The 16,988-nt window shown below is 71.3% G+C and carries 16 protein-coding genes and 1 riboswitch; of the genes, 9 read left to right on the plus strand and 7 right to left on the minus strand.

The genetic code is table 11. The features are described 5' to 3' along the window. Nucleotides 1-10: 10 nt before the first annotated feature. From EAO75_RS01815 to EAO75_RS01830, 4 genes are read left to right on the plus strand one after another with little or no spacing between them, the layout of a single operon-like run. Nucleotides 11-1,540 (plus strand): GMC family oxidoreductase, encoded by a 1,530-nt coding sequence (locus tag EAO75_RS01815; RefSeq protein WP_147993256.1) that lies wholly within the window; start codon nt 11-13, stop codon nt 1,538-1,540. Continuing rightward, nucleotides 1,540-2,640 (plus strand): glycine betaine/L-proline ABC transporter ATP-binding protein, encoded by a 1,101-nt coding sequence (locus EAO75_RS01820; RefSeq protein ID WP_147993257.1) that lies wholly within the window; start codon nt 1,540-1,542, stop codon nt 2,638-2,640. The genes EAO75_RS01815 and EAO75_RS01820 overlap by 1 nt, the downstream gene beginning before the upstream one ends. After that, entirely contained in the window at nt 2,640-4,589 is a 1,950-nt protein-coding gene (locus EAO75_RS01825; protein ID WP_147993258.1) for an ABC transporter permease, read from the plus strand. The genes EAO75_RS01820 and EAO75_RS01825 overlap by 1 nt, the downstream gene beginning before the upstream one ends. 1 nt (nt 4,590) lies before the next feature. Continuing rightward, entirely contained in the window at nt 4,591-5,559 is a 969-nt protein-coding gene (locus tag EAO75_RS01830; protein WP_147993259.1) for an ABC transporter substrate-binding protein, read from the plus strand. A 3-nt stretch (nt 5,560-5,562) separates the two neighbouring features. On the opposite strand, the gene EAO75_RS01835 is transcribed toward EAO75_RS01830, so the two are convergent. After that, on the minus strand, nt 5,563-6,324 hold the full coding sequence (locus EAO75_RS01835) for an isocitrate lyase/phosphoenolpyruvate mutase family protein (protein WP_261989110.1): 762 nt from the start codon (nt 6,322-6,324) through the stop codon (nt 5,563-5,565). 75 nt (nt 6,325-6,399) lie between these two features. Then, nucleotides 6,400-6,915 carry a carboxymuconolactone decarboxylase family protein gene (locus EAO75_RS01840; RefSeq protein ID WP_147993260.1) on the minus strand — a complete coding sequence of 172 codons (516 nt, stop codon included), beginning with the start codon at nt 6,913-6,915 and terminating at the stop codon, nt 6,400-6,402. A 47-nt stretch (nt 6,916-6,962) separates the two neighbouring features. Between EAO75_RS01840 and EAO75_RS01845 the strand changes: the two genes are divergently transcribed. The 4 genes from EAO75_RS01845 (at nt 6,963) to EAO75_RS01860 (ending at nt 10,515) form a co-directional block, all read left to right on the plus strand. Continuing rightward, nucleotides 6,963-8,399 carry a PLP-dependent aminotransferase family protein gene (locus EAO75_RS01845; RefSeq protein ID WP_147993261.1) on the plus strand — a complete coding sequence of 479 codons (1,437 nt, stop codon included), beginning with the start codon at nt 6,963-6,965 and terminating at the stop codon, nt 8,397-8,399. Between the two features lie 170 nt (nt 8,400-8,569). Continuing rightward, nucleotides 8,570-8,785: a hypothetical protein gene (locus tag EAO75_RS01850; RefSeq protein ID WP_147993262.1), complete on the plus strand. Its 216-nt coding sequence runs from the start codon at nt 8,570-8,572 to the stop codon at nt 8,783-8,785. Between the two features lie 175 nt (nt 8,786-8,960). Further along, complete coding sequence (locus tag EAO75_RS01855) at nt 8,961-9,314, plus strand: hypothetical protein (protein ID WP_147993263.1); 354 nt, start codon at nt 8,961-8,963, stop codon at nt 9,312-9,314. 16 nt (nt 9,315-9,330) lie between these two features. Further along, nucleotides 9,331-10,515, plus strand: a complete 1,185-nt coding sequence (locus tag EAO75_RS01860) for a glutathionylspermidine synthase family protein (protein ID WP_147993264.1) — start codon at nt 9,331-9,333, stop codon at nt 10,513-10,515. A 134-nt stretch (nt 10,516-10,649) separates the two neighbouring features. Here the strand turns inward: EAO75_RS01860 and EAO75_RS01865 are convergent, their stop codons facing one another. The 3 genes from EAO75_RS01865 to rocD all read right to left on the minus strand — a co-directional run bounded on the left by EAO75_RS01865 (nt 10,650) and on the right by rocD (nt 13,781). Then, nucleotides 10,650-11,603: an AraC family transcriptional regulator gene (locus tag EAO75_RS01865; protein ID WP_261989111.1), complete on the minus strand. Its 954-nt coding sequence runs from the start codon at nt 11,601-11,603 to the stop codon at nt 10,650-10,652. Continuing rightward, nucleotides 11,561-12,376 carry an alpha/beta hydrolase gene (locus tag EAO75_RS01870; protein ID WP_147993265.1) on the minus strand — a complete coding sequence of 272 codons (816 nt, stop codon included), beginning with the start codon at nt 12,374-12,376 and terminating at the stop codon, nt 11,561-11,563. Before EAO75_RS01870 ends, EAO75_RS01865 begins: the two co-directional genes overlap by 43 nt. A gap of 190 nt (nt 12,377-12,566) precedes the next feature. Further along, the gene (rocD, locus tag EAO75_RS01875) at nt 12,567-13,781 is read right to left on the minus strand and encodes an ornithine--oxo-acid transaminase (protein ID WP_147993266.1); all 1,215 of its coding nucleotides are present in this window, start codon (nt 13,779-13,781) and stop codon (nt 12,567-12,569) included. 163 nt (nt 13,782-13,944) lie between these two features. Further along, nucleotides 13,945-14,041, plus strand: a riboswitch (ZMP/ZTP riboswitch). 31 nt (nt 14,042-14,072) lie between these two features. On the opposite strand from rocD, the gene EAO75_RS01880 reads away from it, so the two are divergent. Beyond that, nucleotides 14,073-15,521 carry a glycine hydroxymethyltransferase gene (locus tag EAO75_RS01880; RefSeq protein WP_147993267.1) on the plus strand — a complete coding sequence of 483 codons (1,449 nt, stop codon included), beginning with the start codon at nt 14,073-14,075 and terminating at the stop codon, nt 15,519-15,521. A 24-nt stretch (nt 15,522-15,545) separates the two neighbouring features. On the opposite strand, the gene EAO75_RS01885 is transcribed toward EAO75_RS01880, so the two are convergent. Both EAO75_RS01885 and EAO75_RS01890 read right to left on the minus strand, forming a co-directional pair. Continuing rightward, nucleotides 15,546-16,271 carry a hypothetical protein gene (locus EAO75_RS01885; RefSeq protein WP_410092163.1) on the minus strand — a complete coding sequence of 242 codons (726 nt, stop codon included), beginning with the start codon at nt 16,269-16,271 and terminating at the stop codon, nt 15,546-15,548. Beyond that, nucleotides 16,268-16,954, minus strand: a complete 687-nt coding sequence (locus EAO75_RS01890) for a hypothetical protein (RefSeq protein ID WP_261989112.1) — start codon at nt 16,952-16,954, stop codon at nt 16,268-16,270. The genes EAO75_RS01885 and EAO75_RS01890 overlap by 4 nt, the downstream gene beginning before the upstream one ends. Nucleotides 16,955-16,988: the final 34 nt, after the last annotated feature.

Raw genomic sequence — 16,988 nt, forward strand, 5'->3', positions numbered from 1 at the left:
TACCACCCGCATGCCCGAGAACACCCACGAGTACGACTACGTCGTCATAGGCGGCGGAACCGCAGGTTCCGTCATCGCCTCCCGCCTCACCGAGGACCCCGACATCACCGTCGCCGTCATCGAGGGCGGCCCCAGTGACGTCGGCCGCGACGACGTCCTGACCCTGCGCCGCTGGATGGGTCTGCTCGGCGGCGAGCTGGACTACGACTACCCGACCACCGAGCAGCCCCGTGGCAACTCGCACATCCGGCACAGCCGGGCCCGCGTGCTGGGCGGGTGTTCGAGCCACAACACCCTCATCGCCTTCAAGCCGCTGCCGTCCGACTGGGACGAGTGGGAGGAGGCGGGCGCCAAGGGCTGGGGCGCGGTGCCGATGGAGGCGTACTACGCCCGGCTCAAGAACAACATCGTCCCGGTCGACGAGAACGACCGGAACGCCATCGCCCGTGACTTCGTCGACGCCGCCCAGGACGTGCTCGGCGTCCCGCGCGTCGAGGGCTTCAACAAGCAGCCCTTCACCGAGGGCGTCGGCTTCTTCGACCTCGCCTACCACCCCGAGAACAACAAGCGCTCCTCGGCGTCGGTGGCGTATCTGCACCCGGTGATGGACGAGCGCGAGAACCTCACGATCCTGCTGGAGACCTGGGCGCACAAGCTGGAGCTCAACGGCACCCGCGCCGAGGGCGTGCACATGCGCACCAAGGACGGCGAGGAGATCCTGGTCCGCGCCCGGCGCGAGGTCGTGCTGTGCGCGGGCGCCGTCGACTCGCCCCGCCTGCTGCTGCACTCCGGCATCGGCCCCCGCGGGGACCTCACCGAGCTGGGCATCCCGGTCGTCCACGACCTGCCGGGCGTCGGCGAGAACCTCCTCGACCACCCCGAGTCGGTGATCGTCTGGGAGACCGACGGACCCATCCCGGAGAACTCCGCGATGGACTCCGACGCGGGCCTGTTCGTGCGCCGCGACCCCGAACACCGGGGCCCGGACCTGATGTTCCACTTCTACCAGGTCCCGTTCACGGACAACCCGGAGCGCCTCGGCTACGAGCGGCCGGAGTTCGGGGTGTCGATGACCCCGAACATCCCCAAGCCGAAGAGCCGCGGCCGGCTGTACCTGACCAGCTCCGACCCGTCCGTGAAGCCCGCGCTGGACTTCCGGTACTTCACCGACGAGGACGACTACGACGGTCGCACCCTCGTCGACGGGATCAAGATCGCCCGTGAGGTCGCCAAGACCGAACCGCTGGCGCACTGGCTCAAGCGCGAGGTGTGCCCCGGCCCGCAGGTCACGGGCGACGAGGAGCTGAGCGAGTACGCGCGCAAGGTCGCGCACACCGTGTACCACCCGGCCGGCACCTGCCGCATGGGCGCCGCCGACGACGAACTTGCCGTGGTCGACCCGCAGTTGAGGATCCGCGGCCTGCAAGGAATCCGTATCGCCGACGCCTCCGTCTTCCCGACGATGACCGCCGTGAACCCGATGATCGGGGTGCTCATGGTCGGGGAGAAGGCCGTCGATTTGATTGGAGGTGAGGCGTGATGAGTACGACGACCCAGACCGTGACGCCCGATTCGCCCGAGACCCGTAAGCCCCCGACCGCGCCGGTCTTCTCCGTCGAAGGCCTGTGGAAGGTCTTCGGCCCCAAGGCGCACCGCGTCCCCGCCGACCCCGAGCTGACCGCGCTCACGCCCGCCGAGCTGCGCACCCGCACCGGCTGCACGGCCGCCGTGCGTGACGTGTCCTTCGACGTCCGCAAGGGCGAGGTCTTCGTCGTCATGGGCCTGTCCGGCTCCGGCAAGTCCACGCTCGTGCGCTGTCTGACCCGGCTGATCGAGCCGACGGCCGGCAGCATCGCCATCGACGGCGAGGACGTGCGCGCCATGGACAAGGCCCGCCTGCGCGAACTGCGCCGGCACCGCGCCGCGATGGTCTTCCAGCACTTCGGCCTGCTCCCGCACCGCACGGTCCTGGACAACGTGGCGTACGGCCTGGAGATCCAGGGCGTCGGCAAGGCGCAGCGCCGTGAGCGGGCCGCCGAAGTCGTGGCCAAGGTCGGCCTGGAGGGGATGGAGCACCGCAGGCCGGGCCAGCTCTCCGGCGGCCAGCGCCAGCGCGTCGGCCTCGCCCGGGCGCTCGCCGTGGACCCCGAGGTCCTGCTCTTCGACGAGCCGTTCAGCGCGCTCGACCCGCTGATCCGGCGGGACATGCAGGAGGAGGTCGTCCGCCTGCACCGCGAGGAGGGCCGCACGATGGTCTTCATCACCCATGACCTCAGCGAGGCCCTCAAGCTCGGCGACCGCATCGCCCTCATGCGCGACGGCGCCGTGGTCCAGCTGGGCACCCCGGAGGAGATCGTCGGCTCCCCGGCCGACGACTACGTCCGCGAGTTCGTCCGTGACGTCCCGCGCGAACAGGTCCTGACGGTCCGTACGGCGATGAGGACCGCGTCGGCGGAGGAGGCCGGCGGCAACGGCCCCGCCCTCGCGCCGGACGCGACCGTGTCCGAGGCCATCGAGGCCGTCGCACGCACCGGTGCCGCGGCCCGGGTCATGGAAGGGGGACGTTGTCTGGGGGTGGTCGACCACGAACGGCTTCTCGGCGTCGTAGCGGGGACGGAGCAGAGTAGGGAGGTGGCTTGATGGCCACCGTCACCGCCACCGCTCCCCGGGCAGCACTGCCCGGCTTCCTCAAACGGCCCGCCCTGCGCAAGCTCCTGCTGCTCGCGCTCCTCGCCGCCATCCTTGTCCCGCTGGCCAACGCCCGCTGGGCGAGCGGCTCCTGGCCGGGCGCGCTGACCGTCGACCTGTCCGAACCGTTGACCAAGGTCAGCACCTGGATCATCGACAACCGCGACAGCCACCCGCTGTTCCTCTACTTCTTCGGGCACATCAGCAACGCGGTCGTGCTCTCCGTACGCGCCGTGTACCTGGTGCTGCTCGCCGCCGGCTGGGCCGGTGTCACCGCCGCCGCGTCCCTGATCGCCTGGCGCGTCGCCGGGTGGCGGCTCGCCGCCGGTACGGCCGCAGCGTTCCTGGCCTGCGGGTTCCTCGGCATGTGGGTACCCACCATGCAGACCCTGGCGCTCATGGTCGTGGCGGTGCTCGCCTCGGCCGCCGTGGGCGCGCTGCTCGGTCTCGCGGCCGGTCTGTCCGACCGTATGGACCGGATACTGCGCCCCGTCCTGGACACCATGCAGGTGCTCCCGGCCTTCGCGTACCTGCTGCCCGTCGTCCTGGTCTTCGGCATCGGCGTCCCCGCCGCCGTCCTGGCCACCGTCGTCTACGCCGCCCCGCCGATGGCCCGCCTCACCGCCCTCGGTCTGCGCGGCGCCGACAAGGAGGTGCTGGAGGCGGTCGAGTCGCTCGGCTCCACCGCACGGCAGCGCCTGCTGACGGCCCGGATACCGCTGGCCCGCAAGGAACTCCTGCTCGGCCTCAACCAGACGATCATGATGGCGCTGTCCATGGCGGTCATCGCGTCCGTCATCGGCGCCGGCGGCCTCGGTGACCGCGTCTACCAGGCGCTGGCCTCGGTCGACGTCGGCGCCGCGCTCGCGGCCGGCATCCCGATCGTGCTGCTCGCCGTCGTCCTGGACCGGGTGACCTGCGCGGCAGGCGAGAGCCTCGGCGAGGAGCCCCAGCCGAACGGCCGCGCACGCTGGCTGTACGCGCTCGCCGGCACTCTGGCCGTGGCGGTCGCCGCACGTCTCGCGGGCCGTCTCGACTGGCCCGACGCCTGGGACCTGAACATCGCCGAGCCGGTCAACCGCGCCGTCGACTGGATGACCGACCACCTCTACTCCGGCGTCCCCGTCGTCGGCGGCACCGCCGACTGGGCGGCCCACTTCACCACCTGGATCCTCGACCCCCTGCGCGACGGCCTGCAGTGGCTGCCCTGGTGGTCGGTGCTGCTGATCGTCGCCGCCCTGGCCTGGCTGATCGGCACCTGGCGCACCGCGCTGACCGCCGTGCTCGCCATGGCCGCGATCGGCGTGCTCGGTGTGTGGAAGCCGTCCCTCGACACCCTCTCCCAGGTCCTCGCGGCCGTCGCCGTCACCCTGGTCCTGGGCTTCGCGACCGGCATCGCGGCGGCCCGCAGCGACCGCGTCGAGCGCATGCTCCGGCCCGTCCTGGACGTCTTCCAGACGATGCCGCAGTTCGTGTACCTGATCCCGGTCGTGGCGCTGTTCGGCGTGGGCCGCGCCCCGGCCGCCGCGGCAGCCGTCGTCTACGCGCTGCCCGCCGTCGTCCGCATCACCACCCAGGGCCTGCGCCAGGTCGACCCGGCCGCCCTGGAGTCGGCGCGCTCGCTCGGCGCGACCCCCGCCCAGCAGTTGCGCCAGGTCCAGCTCCCGCTCGCCCGGCCCGCCCTGCTGCTCGCCGTCAACCAGGGCGTGGTCCTGGTCCTCGCCGTCGTCATCATCGGCGGCCTGGTCGGCGGTGGCGCGCTCGGCTACGAGGTCGTCTTCGGCCTCGCGCAGGGCGACCTCGCGACCGGTCTGGTGGCCGGCGCGGCGATCGTCTGCCTGGGCCTGATGCTGGACCGGGTGACCCAGCCGACGGAACGCCGCGCGAAGAAGGGAGCGTGACATGCGTATACGGATGAGTACGACTGCCGCAGTGGCCGGCGTGTCCGCGCTCTCGTTGCTGCTGCTGACCGGCTGCGGCGCCGCCGACATGACCAAGCAGTCCTCGCCCTTCGCGAACGCGCAGGGCGCCAAGACGGTGACCCTTTCCGTCCAGTCCTGGGTGGGCGCGCAGGCCAACGTGGCCGTCGTCCAGTACCTGCTGGAGAAGGAGCTCGGCTACCGCGTCGACACCGTCCAGATCGACGAGGTGCCCGCCTGGGACGCCCTCAGCCAGGGCCGGGTCGACGCTCTCCTGGAGGACTGGGGCCACCCGGAGGAGGAGCAGCGGTACGTCAAGGACAAGAAGACGATCGTGCCCGGCGGCGACCTCGGAGTCACCGGCCACATCGGCTGGTACGTCCCGACGTACTTCGCCAAGGAGCACCCGGACGTCACCGACTGGAAGAACCTCAACAAGTACGCCGAGCAGATGCGCACGGCGGAGAGCGGCGGCAAGGGCCAGCTGATGGACGGCTCGCCGTCCTACGTCACCAACGACAAGGCGCTGGTGAACAACCTGGACCTGGACTACCAGGTGGTGTTCGCCGGTTCGGAGGCCGCGCAGATCACGCAGCTCAAGCAGTTCGCCAAGGCCAAGAAGCCCTTCCTGACGTACTGGTACGAGCCGCAGTGGCTGTTCAAGAAAGTCCCGATGACCGAGGTGAAGCTGCCGGCGTACAAGGAGGGCTGCGACGCGGACCCGGAAAAGGTCGCCTGCGCCTATCCGCACACCCCGCTGCAGAAGTACCTCAACGCCGACTTCTCGAAGAACGGCGGCGAGGCGGCGGCCCTGCTGAAGAAGTTCAAGTGGACGACCGAGGACCAGAACGAGGTCTCCCTGATGATCGCCGAGCAGAAGCTGTCGCCCGAGGAGGCGGCGAAGAAGTGGGCGGACAGCCACGAGTCCACGTGGAAGACGTGGCTGTCCTGACGCTCACCTCGTCAGACCGGCCGTGATCTCCCGCAGCGCCTCGACGGCCCCGCGCTGGAGCCCCGGCCCGAACGTGACGCGGGTGGCCCCGAGTTCACCGAGTTCGGTGGACGAGGGGCCGCCGGTCACCGTGCCGTGCACATTGACGGGCCCCTGGATCCCGGACCGCAGCAGCGGCAGTACGCCGACGGGGGCGCCGATCGGATACACGCAGTCGGCGCCCGCGGCGACGTACAACGCGGCCCGCGCGATGGCCTGTTCCGCGGCCTGCTTGGGGTCGGCGTCACCGGGCGGCCGGATGAAGGCGTCGATCCGGGCGTTGACGAAGAGCCGGTCGCCGGCGGCGTGCCGTACCTCGGCGAGCCAGTCGGCGTGCGCGCGCGGGTCGTGAAGGACCCCGCCCTCGGAGTCCTCCAGGTTGCACCCCACGGCGCCGGTCTCCAGCAGCCGCTCCACCAGCTCCTTCGGCGCGATCCCGTACCCGCCCTCGATGTCCGCCGACACCGGCACGTCCACGGCCCGTACGATCCGCGCGACCGCCGCGAACATCTCGTCGGCCGGGGTCTGCCCGTCCTCGTGGCCGAGGGAGGCGGCGACGCCCGCGCTGGGCGTGGCGAGCGCGGGGAACCCGGCCTCGACGAACACGCGGGCGCTGGCGGCGTCCCAGGGGCCGGGCAGGACCAGCGGGTCGCCGGGGGCCCTGCGCCGGTGCAGGGCGCGGAACGTCTCGACCTTGGTGACGGTGCTGCCCACGCTGTCGGTCACGGTGTGTATCCCCCTGGTGGAATGCGGCGGGCGACCATCACCCGGTTCCCGTTGTCGATGGCTGTGTATGTCGGCTCACGCATGCTGACCGGGCCGGTAGTGCCCCGGCGTCATACGGCAGGTCACCCCGAACCGGTTCCAGGCGTTGATCACCGCGATCGCGGAGACCAGCTGGGCCAGCTCGGGCTCCTCGAAGTGCGCGGCGGCACGGTCGTACACCTCGTCGGGCACGAACCCGTCCGTCAGGACGGTCACGGCCTCCGTGAGCTCGATCGCCGCGAGCTCCTTGGCGGTGTAGAAGTGCGCCGACTCCTCCCAGGCGCTGAGCTGGACGATCCGCTCGACGCTCTCGCCGGCCGCGAGCGCGTCCTTGGTGTGCATGTCGATGCAGAACGCGCAGTGGTTCAGCTGCGAGGCGCGGATCTTGACCAGTTCGTACAGCCTGGAATCGAGTCCCTTACGGGCGGCCGCGTCGACGCGGACCATCGCCTTGTAGACCTCGGGGGCGTGCTTGGCCCAGTTGAGCCGGGCGGGCCGCTCGGCCGCGTACTCGACCGTCGTGGTGTCGGGGGTGCTGTCGATCGTCGTCATGGTGTCGAGCCTAGGAGCGAAGCAGCCCAGGAGTATGGTCCACTTCCATGCCGAAACCCTGGGCCACTCTGGGCGTCGACCTCCACCTGGAACCGTCCGGACCGGGCCTGCGTCTCAGCCTGACCGCCGCCCTGCGCGAGGCGGTCCGCAGCGCGCGCCTGGCTCCCGGCACCCGGCTGCCCTCGTCCCGCTCCCTCGCCGCCGACCTCGGCATCGCCCGCAACACGGTCGCCGAGGCGTACGCCGAACTCGTCGCCGAGGGCTGGCTCACCGCCCGCCAGGGCTCGGGGACCAGAGTGGCCGACCGCACGGTGACCCCACCGACAGGCACCACGGCCACACCTCACCCGGAGCGCCCGGGCCCGGTCTACGATCTGATCCCCGGTACGCCGGACCTCGCTGCCTTCCCCCGCACGGAGTGGCTCAAGGCGGCCCGCCGCGCCTTCCTCACCGCCCCGAACCAGGCCCTCGGCTACGGCGACCCCCGCGGCCGCCCCGAACTGCGCACCGCCCTCGCCGGCTACCTCGCCCGCGCACGGGGCGTACGCGCCGACCCCGAGTGCGTCGTGGTGTGCGCGGGTTTCGTGCACGGCCTGCAACTGCTCGCCAGGGTGCTGCGGGCGCGCGGTGTGGAGACGATCGCGGTGGAGTCGTACGGCCTCCCACCGCACTGGAAGCAACTGACGGCGGCGGGCCTGACCACAACACCCCTCCCCTTCGACGAACTGGGCACGAACCCAGGGGAGTTGACATCCGGCGACCTGCGCCCCGGGGCGGTACTCCTGACCCCCGCCCACCAATTCCCCATGGGCGTGCCGCTGCACCGCGACCGCCGGGGGACGGTGGTGGACTGGGCGCGCAGCACCGGCGGACTGGTCCTGGAGGACGACTACGACGGCGAGTTCCGCTACGACCGCCAGCCGGTTGGCGCGCTGCAGGGCCTGGACCCCGACAAGGTGGTCTACCTGGGCACGGCCAGCAAGTCCCTGGCCCCCGCCCTCCGCCTGGCGTGGATGGTGTTGCCGCCGGCGCTGGTGAAGGAGGTGACGGCGGCGAAGGGCGGCTCGGACACCTGCGGTGTGCTGGACCAGCTGACCCTGGCCGAGTTCCTGACCTCCGGCGCCTACGACCGCCACGTCCGCGCCGCCCGCCTGCGCTACCGCCGCCGCCGGGACGCCCTGGTCCGGGCCCTGTCCACGCACGCCCCCCACCTCCACGTCACCGGTATCGCAGCCGGCCTCCACGTCCTCCTGCGCCTCCCGCCCGGCACGGAACGGTCAGTGGTCCAGGCGGCCACCTGGCAGGGCCTGGCCCTGCATGGCGTGAACTCGTTCCGCCACGAGTCCGCCACGGCGGATCCGACGGACGCGCTGGTGGTGGGATACGGGACGCCGCCGGATCACGCTTGGGCGGGGGCGTTGGCGTTGGCGCGGTTTGGGGAGGCGCCGGGTGCGGATGCCTCCGGCGTTGAGGACGGGGGGTGAGCGTTCGTCGTGGTGGGCGTCGAGGTGCTCGCCCGCTGGAAGATGCCGGCCGGCGCATGACACCCACCACCCTCCCGACCCGCCTACAGCGAGGTGCAGGCGATCGTCTGGCCGGGGTGAGCCGCGGGGATTGACCGGACGGTGACTGTCGCCCGGGCGGCGAGGCGGGGGTGCTGCTGCGGGCGCTGCGCCAGTGGCGGTATCTGGCCGGGCTGGGCCTGGACGGGATGGGGTTCGTGCTGCAGGTCGTGGCCCTGCTGTCGCTTCCCATCTACGCCGTGAGCGCCGCGTTGGCGTCCAGTCTCGCGGTGACGGCGGTCGYCGCACCGAAACAGACCGCCGCACCCAGCGCACACAGCATCCCAAACAGCACAAAGCGACTGTAGGCGAGCGGAAGATCGACAGCCCTCCGACAGCCGCACTCTCACCGATCTCTAGGCTGTCCGCCTGACGAACCACGAACAACCGACCGGACAACCGACGGACAACCGACCCGACAACCGGGTCATCGACGGCCGGGTCATCGACGGCCGGGCACAGGGAACACCGGGGGAGACACACATGGCAGAAACGCGACGCAGGCTGCGCTCCAGCACAGTCGTACTCGGCGGCATGGGAGTCATAGCCGCGGCCCTGACCTCCTGCAGTTCCGACCCCGACCGCCGCTGCGTCGACCGCGACAGCTACACCTACGAGGGCTACAAGATCGTCGCGGACAAGAACTGCAACTCCACCACCGGCTCCGGCTCCTCGTACGGCAAGAGCGGCAAGAAGAAGACCGGCAGCTCCGACGCAGCCTGGTACTACGACGCCGACATCGACGACGGCCACGCCGACTTCGGCACCTTCAGCCGCAGCGAGGCCGTCGACCGAGGCGGCTTCGGCTGCTCGGGCTCGGGCAGCAGCGGCGGCTGAGCAGGACCCGTACGAGATGCAGCGCCGCACGATCGAGCCCCGCCCCGACTGGCAGCAGACCGTCGAGGAACAGGGCCTCGTCTACCCCCTCACCCGCCACCCGGACGACTCCCTGCGCCCGTACTGGGACGAGAGCGCCTACTACGTGTTCTCCCTCCCGGAGGTCGAGGCGCTGGAGGAGACCGTCGAGGAACTCCACCGCATGTGCCTCGCCGCGGCGGACCACATCGCCTCCACCGGCCGCTTCGCCGACCTCGGCATCACCGACCCGCGCATCGCGGACGCGGTCGCCGAGGCCTGGCGCCGGCGCGCCGAACTCCCGTCCGTCTACGGCCGCTTCGACCTCCACTACGACGGCACCGGCCCGGCCAAGCTCCTGGAGTACAACGCCGACACCCCCACCTCCCTGGTCGARGCGGCCTCGCCCCAGTGGTTCTGGATGGAGGACCGCTTCCCCGGCGCCGACCAGTGGAACTCCCTGCACGAACGCCTCGTCGCCGCCTGGAAGAAACAGTCCGCCCTGCTCCCGCCCGGCGCCCCGCTCCACTTCGCGTACTCCTCGGCCGACGAACTCGGCGAGGACATGATGACGGTCGCCTATCTGAAGGAGACCGCGGAGCAGGCGGGCCTGGACACCGGCTGGATCTCCATGGAGGAGATCGGCTGGGACCGCCTCTCCGGCCGCTTCGTCGACAACCAGCTCCGCTTCATCCGCAGCTGCTTCAAGCTCTATCCCTGGGAGTGGCTCACCACCGACCGCTTCGCCGACCACGTCCTCGGCACCCTCGACAACGGCGGCGGCACGGGCACGACCCTGTGGATCGAGCCCGCCTGGAAGATGCTCCTCAGCAACAAGGCGCTCCTCGCCATCCTCTGGGAGCTCTACCCGGACCACCCGAACCTGCTCCCCGCGTACCTCGACGGGCCTCGCGACCTCGCGACGACCACCGGCTACGTGGCGAAGCCCCTGCTGGGCAGGGAGGGCGCCGGCGTCACGATCCACGAACCCGCCGCCGAGCCGATCGTCCGCGAAGAGCCCTGCTGCTACCAGCAGTTGGCCCCGCTCCCCGCCTTCGACGGCAACCACGTCGTCCTCGGCGCGTGGGTCGTCGAGGACGAGTCGGCGGGCCTCGGCATCCGCGAGTCGTCCGGCCTGATCACGGACGAGTACGCGCGCTTCCTGCCGCACGTGATCCTGTAACGGCCGTACACGGAAGGCGAGTCGGGCGAGAGCGGGCCGCGCGGCCGGTGCTGCCGCCCGGCTCGGCTCCCCCGAACCACTGTTCACGACCCGGGCGGCAGGACTCCAGCATCGCGTCGGCACCCGCCACCCAGCTATCCGCTTACGGCGGAAACCGCCCCCTTTTGTGGATAGCCCGAGCCCCGCCGCAACGTCTGTGACGGCGTCTCCCCGTACACCTGCCGATAGTGCCCGGTGAACCGCCCCAGGTGCGCGAACCCCCACCGCAACGCCACATCGGTGACCGTCCCGAGCCCGTGCCCGTCCGCGATGGCCAGCAGATCGCGCCGCGCCAGATCCAGCCGGACCCGCCGCAGATACGCCAGCGGAGTCGTGGCCAGATGCACCCGGAACCCTTCCCTGAGGCTTCGCACACTCACCCGCGCCGCCACCGCCATGTCGGCCACGGATATCGGCTCATGGGCATGCTCGGCACAGAAGTGCGCGGCCCGCCGCACGGCACTGGGCAGCACCGCCGGCCCGCGCCCCGCCACCGTGTCGCTGAGCATGTGCGGCTGCGCGTCCAGCAGCCCGTTCACCACCAACTGCTCGAAGTGCCCCACCCCCAGCGGCGACCGCTCCGCCAACTCCGAGTCGGCGAACTCGGCGAACGCCCGCACCACGCGCAACCACGCCCCGACCACCCCCACCCGCGGATCCAGCACCGGCGCGAACCGCAGCGGCGCGGACGGCAGTTCACCCAGCCGCACGGCGAGCGCCCCGTCGAGCGTGGCCCGGGGAATGATCAGCACCCGGTTCAGGGTCTGCCCGCTCCACCGCATCGACAGCCGCTGCCCCGGATTGACGACGCTCAGCGAGGACGCCAGGGCCACCCCGTCCGCCGTCACGACACCGTCGCCCGCCAGTGGCACATGGATGTTGTAGAACTCCGGCAGCTCACCCGGCGTGACATCGACCTCAGCCCCGTACCCCAGCTCGTACAGCGCCACGCCGCCCTCGTGCACACACCGGAACCGCCCGTCGACCGGGTGCTCGTCCAGCACTGTCAGCCGGTGCGGCGCGAACCGCGCACTGACCAGCGCGTGCAACTCCTCGACATCACCGCCCCGGAAGAGCAGCCCCCGCCCCGCGGTTCGGCGGGGGKCGAGGTGACGAGGGTGGGGACCGTGGTCCGGGCGAGTTGCTCGGTGCGGAGCATGCCGGAGGTGTCGGCGCGGGCGTGGGCGTCGGCGGGCCTGTGGTGGCCGGTGTGGGCGATGACCCGCTGTTCCAGGGTGCGGAAGTAGTCGGCGTCGAAGGGGAGTTGGTCGCCGGACAGTAGTCGCCAGTGCTCGACGCGCCGGTTCAGCTCGGCCTCTTGGCCCTGGTCCGTCCACGGCTGGGACCAGAGCTGCACGATGCGGGGGTCGACGCCGGGGAGTTCCTCGGGCGGGACGCGGGTGCCCTCCGGGTCGCGGTACGGGGTGTCGCTGAGGGCGCCCGTTCCGATCAGGGTCGCGCTCAGCAGGCGGTCGGGGTGGTCGGCGATCAGGAGCTGGGTGAGCATGCCGCCGAGTGACATGCCGACGACGTGGGCGCGTGCGATGCCGAGTCCGTCCAGGACCGCGAGGGCGTCCTCGGCGAGGGCGGTGAGGGGGTAGGGCCGGTCGTCGTAGGCCCAGGTGGAGCGGCCGGTGTCGCGGTGGTCGTAGCGGATCACGCGGTGCTGGGCGGCGAGGAGGGCGACCAGTTCGTCGGGCCAGCCGAGGCCGGGGGAAAGCGCGCCCATGATCAGCAGGAGGGGAGGTGAGCCGGGAGCGCCGTGATCCTCCGCCCAGAGGCGGATGCCGGGTGCCTCGTCGAGGTCGATGACGTGCTCCATGGGGCTCCTTGTGGGTGCGGCGGACCGATGGGCTCACTCAAGAGTGTGCGAGACGAGACGTATCGTATCGCTTGATGGAGAGATCGTCCATGGGCCACGCGCTGTCACCCGAGATCCACAAGCCGCTCGCCACCGCGATCCTCGACCACACCGCGCCCCGCTGAGGCAGGCGGCACCCGCACCGGCGCACTCACAGCCCGAGCACGCCCCGCAACTGGGCGAGTCCCCAGTCCAGATCCTCCTTCCCGATCACCAAGGGCGGCGCGATCCGGATCGTGACCCCATGGGTGTCCTTCACCAGCACACCCCGGTCCATCAACTTCTCGGACACCTCCCGCCCCGTGCCGTACGCCCGGGCGATGTCGACCCCCGCCCACAGCCCGCGTCCCCGCACCTCCGTCACCCGGCCCGTCCCGGTCAACAGGCCCAGTTCCCTGTGCAGATGCGCGCCCAGCTCGGCCGACCGGGCCTGGAACTCGCCCGTCCGCAGCATCGCGATCACCTCCAGCGCCACCGCACACGCCAGCGGATTCCCGCCGAACGTCGACCCGTGCTCCCCGGGCCGGAACACCCCGAGCACATCGGCCGACGACACCACCGCCGACACCGGCACAACCCCGCCACCGAGCGCCTTCCCGAGCACATACACATCCGGCACGACTCCCTCGTGCTCGCACGCGAAGGTACGTCCCGTGCGCCCCAGCCCCGACTGGATCTCGTCCGCCACGAACAGCACGTTCCGCTCCCGCGTCAGCTCCCGCACCGCCGACAGATAACCGGCCGGCGGCATGAGCACCCCCGACTCGCCCTGGATCGGCTCCAGCAGCACAGCCACCGTGTTCTCCGTCAAGGCATCCCGCATCGCCGTCAGATCCCCGTACGGCACGATCTCGAAGCCCGGCGTGTACGGCCCGAAGTCCGCCCGCGCCTCCGGATCGGTGGAGAAGCTGATGATCGTCGTCGTACGGCCGTGGAAGTTGTTGCCCGCGACCACGACCTTCGCCATCTCCGCCGGGACGCCCTTGACCCGGTAACCCCACTTCCGGGCCGTCTTCACGGCCGTTTCCACCGCCTCCGACCCGGTGTTCATCGGCAGCACCATCTCCATCCCGCACAGCTCGGCGAGCTGCGCGCAGAACGCGGCGAACCGGTCGTGATGAAACGCCCGCGACGTCAGCGTCACCCGCTCCAGCTGCGCCTTCGCCGCCGCAAGGATCCGCCGGTTGCCGTGCCCGAAGTTGAGCGCCGAATAACCGGCCAGCAGATCCAGATACCGCCGCCCCTCCACATCCGTCATCCAGGCCCCGTCCGCCGTCGCCACGACGAGCGGCAACGGGTGGTAGTTGTGCGCGCTGTGCGCGTCGATCGCGGCGATCAGCGATTGGGTGGTGCTCGACGTACTCACAGGGCTCTCCGTTTCCGCCACCGCGAGGGCTCGTGTCCCGGCAGTCACGAGGCTCGCGGCCACTGTCCAATTCCTGCCTTACGAGTGCCGTGCGGCCCCCCTCCTATCGTTGCTCGCATGGTGGACGTGCGGCCATGGCTGACCGGCGCGCCCGGTAGGCTGATCGGCGGGCCGTGACTGGCGCGCTGGGATGGACGAACCATCGGGGAGCGGCCCCTGGACCGAGTCCAGACCGAGTGCCGTGCGCCTGGGCCGTACCGTGATCGCTGCACACGACGTCCGGAGGTCCCCATGTCAGCCGAGCCCCTCTCCAACGAGTCCACCGCCTTCCGTTCCGCCCTCGACGTGATCCGCGCCGTCGAGCCGCGCGTGGCCGATGCCATCGGCCAGGAGGTCGCCGACCAGCGCGAGATGCTCAAACTGATCGCCTCCGAGAACTACGCCTCTCCGGCCACCCTCCTGGCGATGGGCAACTGGTTCAGCGACAAGTACGCCGAGGGCACCATCGGGCGACGCTTCTACGCCGGCTGCCGCAACGTCGACACCGTCGAATCCCTCGCCGCCGAGCACGCCCGCGAGCTCTTCGGCGCCCGCCACGCCTACGTCCAGCCCCACTCCGGCATCGACGCCAACCTCGTCGCCTTCTGGGCCGTCCTCGCCGCCCGCGTCGAGGCCCCCGCCCTGGAGAAGGCCGGCGTCCGCCAGGTCAACGACCTCTCCGAGGCCGACTGGGCCGAGCTCCGTCAGGCCTTCGGCAACCAGCGCATGCTCGGCATGTCCCTGGACGCCGGCGGGCACCTCACCCACGGCTTCCGCCCGAACATCTCCGGCAAGATGTTCGACCAGCGCTCCTACGGCACCGACCACGCCACGGGCCTGATCGACTACGAGGCGCTGCGTGCCTCGGCCCGCGAGTTCAAGCCGCTGATCATCGTCGCCGGCTACTCCGCCTACCCCCGTCTCGTGAACTTCCGGATCATGCGCGAGATCGCCGACGAGGTCGGCGCCACGCTCATGGTCGACATGGCCCACTTCGCGGGTCTCGTCGCCGGTAAGGTCCTGACCGGCGACTTCGACCCGGTCCCGCACGCCCAGATCGTCACCACCACCACCCACAAGTCGCTGCGGGGCCCGCGCGGCGGCATGGTCCTGTGCGACGACTCCCTCAAGGACCAGGTCGACCGCGGCTGCCCGATGGTCCTCGGCGGCCCGCTCCCGCATGTCATGGCCGCCAAGGCCGTCGCCCTCGCCGAGGCCCGCCGGCCCTCCTTCCAGGACTACGCCCAGCGCATCGTCGACAACTCCCGCGCACTGGCCGAGGGCCTGATGCGCCGTGGCGCGACCCTGGTGACCGGCGGCACCGACAACCACCTGAACCTGATCGACGTCGCCTCCTCCTACGGCCTCACCGGCCGCCAGGCCGAGGCCGCGCTCCTCGAGTCCGGCATCGTCACCAACCGCAACGCCATCCCGGCCGACCCCAACGGTGCCTGGTACACCTCCGGCATCCGCATCGGCACTCCCGCCCTGACCACCCGTGGCCTGGGCACCGCCGAGATGGACGAGGTCGCCGCCCTCATCGACCGCGTCCTCACGTCCACCGAGGCCGGCACGACCAAGTCGGGCGCTCCGTCCAAGGCCGCTCACGTCCTCGACGCGAAGATCGCCGACGAGATCTCCCACCGGGCCACCGACCTCGTCACCGGCTTCCCGCTGTACCCGGAGATCGACCTGGGCTGACGCCCGCCTCTACGCGCCGACGACCTACAGATCCAGGTCGATCAACTCGTGGCGTGGTTCCTGACGCGGCGGTCCGGCTTCCGGCCGGGCCGCCGCGCGGCGTATCAGCAGGGTGCCGCCGACGCCCGTCGCGAACCCGACGGCCAGCCCCGCCAGCGCCCACCAGGCATCACCCAACACCACGCCGGACCGGCCCCCGGCCGCCGTTCCCGCAGCGGCAGCCATGAGCTCGCCCTCCGTTTCGCCGAGGAGTCCTCCCAGGTCCAGCCGCTCGAAGACGGAGCGCGGTGCCCGGTGCCAGCGGATGTCGTCGTCCTCCACGTCCGGCGCGAGGTCCGAGCGCACCCAGGGTGTGCCGTCCCCGGCCAGGAACAGCTGGTCCTGCCGCTCTATGGCCACGTCCCCTCCCGGCGCCCGGTTCGTCTGCGGCCAGCCGCCGACTCCCGTCAGTCCCCAGAGCACGGTGATCCGTATCGACGGATGACGCCCCTCCGCCCAGTCCTGCGGCACCCGCTCCGTCCCGACATACGTCGGCTGGAGCAGCTGCCAGAGTCTGGCGAAGCCCGGCTGACCGGAGTGCAGTGCCGTCGTACGCCCCGTGCCGCCCGCGACCACCATCGCCACATCGGGGGCGTCCCGGCCCTGCGTCGGCGTGGCCCAGGCGGCCGCCGCTGTGCCCCACAGAGCCAGCGCCGCCGATGCCACCACGACCAGCGCGAGCCGCAACCCTCCGCCCGGATCGGTCTTCATATGTCCCGCAGCTCCTGCCTCGGCCCCGGCTCGCCCCGCAGACGGTCCAGTAGGAGTCGCGTGGCGAAGGGGCGCAGCACCAGCGCGAGCATCGCTCCGGCCGCAGCGCCCGGCAGCGCCCACCACCAGTCGGTGCCGTCAGTCGACTCCGCCCCGGCCCGGGAGGTCCCGGCCGCCTCGTCCGCCGCGGGCGCCGACGAGTCCTCCGCGCCGTCGTCCGTCCCGGACGCGTCCCCGTCCGGCGGGAAGATCGCCGCGCGTCCCTCGGAGGAGACCTTGCCCATCAGGCCCAGCTTCGCGAGCAGGGTGCGCAGCTCGGACGGGTGATCGGCTCGATGCCAGGTGCCGTTCGGCGTGCTGTCCAGGTGCGCCGCCGTGTGTATCCAGACGTCCTTCCCCATGTCGACCGGGTAGACCTGGTCGAGGCGCCAGGGGGACACGTCATGAGCCATCCATGTGACGTTGATCTGACGGGCTGCCGTCAGTCCGGCCTCCGGCGGCTTGTCACGGGTGCCCTCACCCAGTGTGCCGAGCAGCTGCTGCAGCTCTTCGTACTCCTTGTCGGAGTAGTACAGGGCGGCCGTCTCCGTGCTCTCCGGGGAGACCAGGAGCACGCTCGTCGGTCCTCCGGCCGATGCCGGGGCCGCGGCGCCCCACAGCAGCAGGGCCAGCGCCGCAGCCAACGCCCCTGTCAGCGCGGTGAGTTCACGACACCGG

The organism is Streptomyces sp. UW30 (assembly GCF_008042075.1).
Taxonomy (GTDB): Bacteria; Actinomycetota; Actinomycetes; order Streptomycetales; family Streptomycetaceae; genus Streptomyces.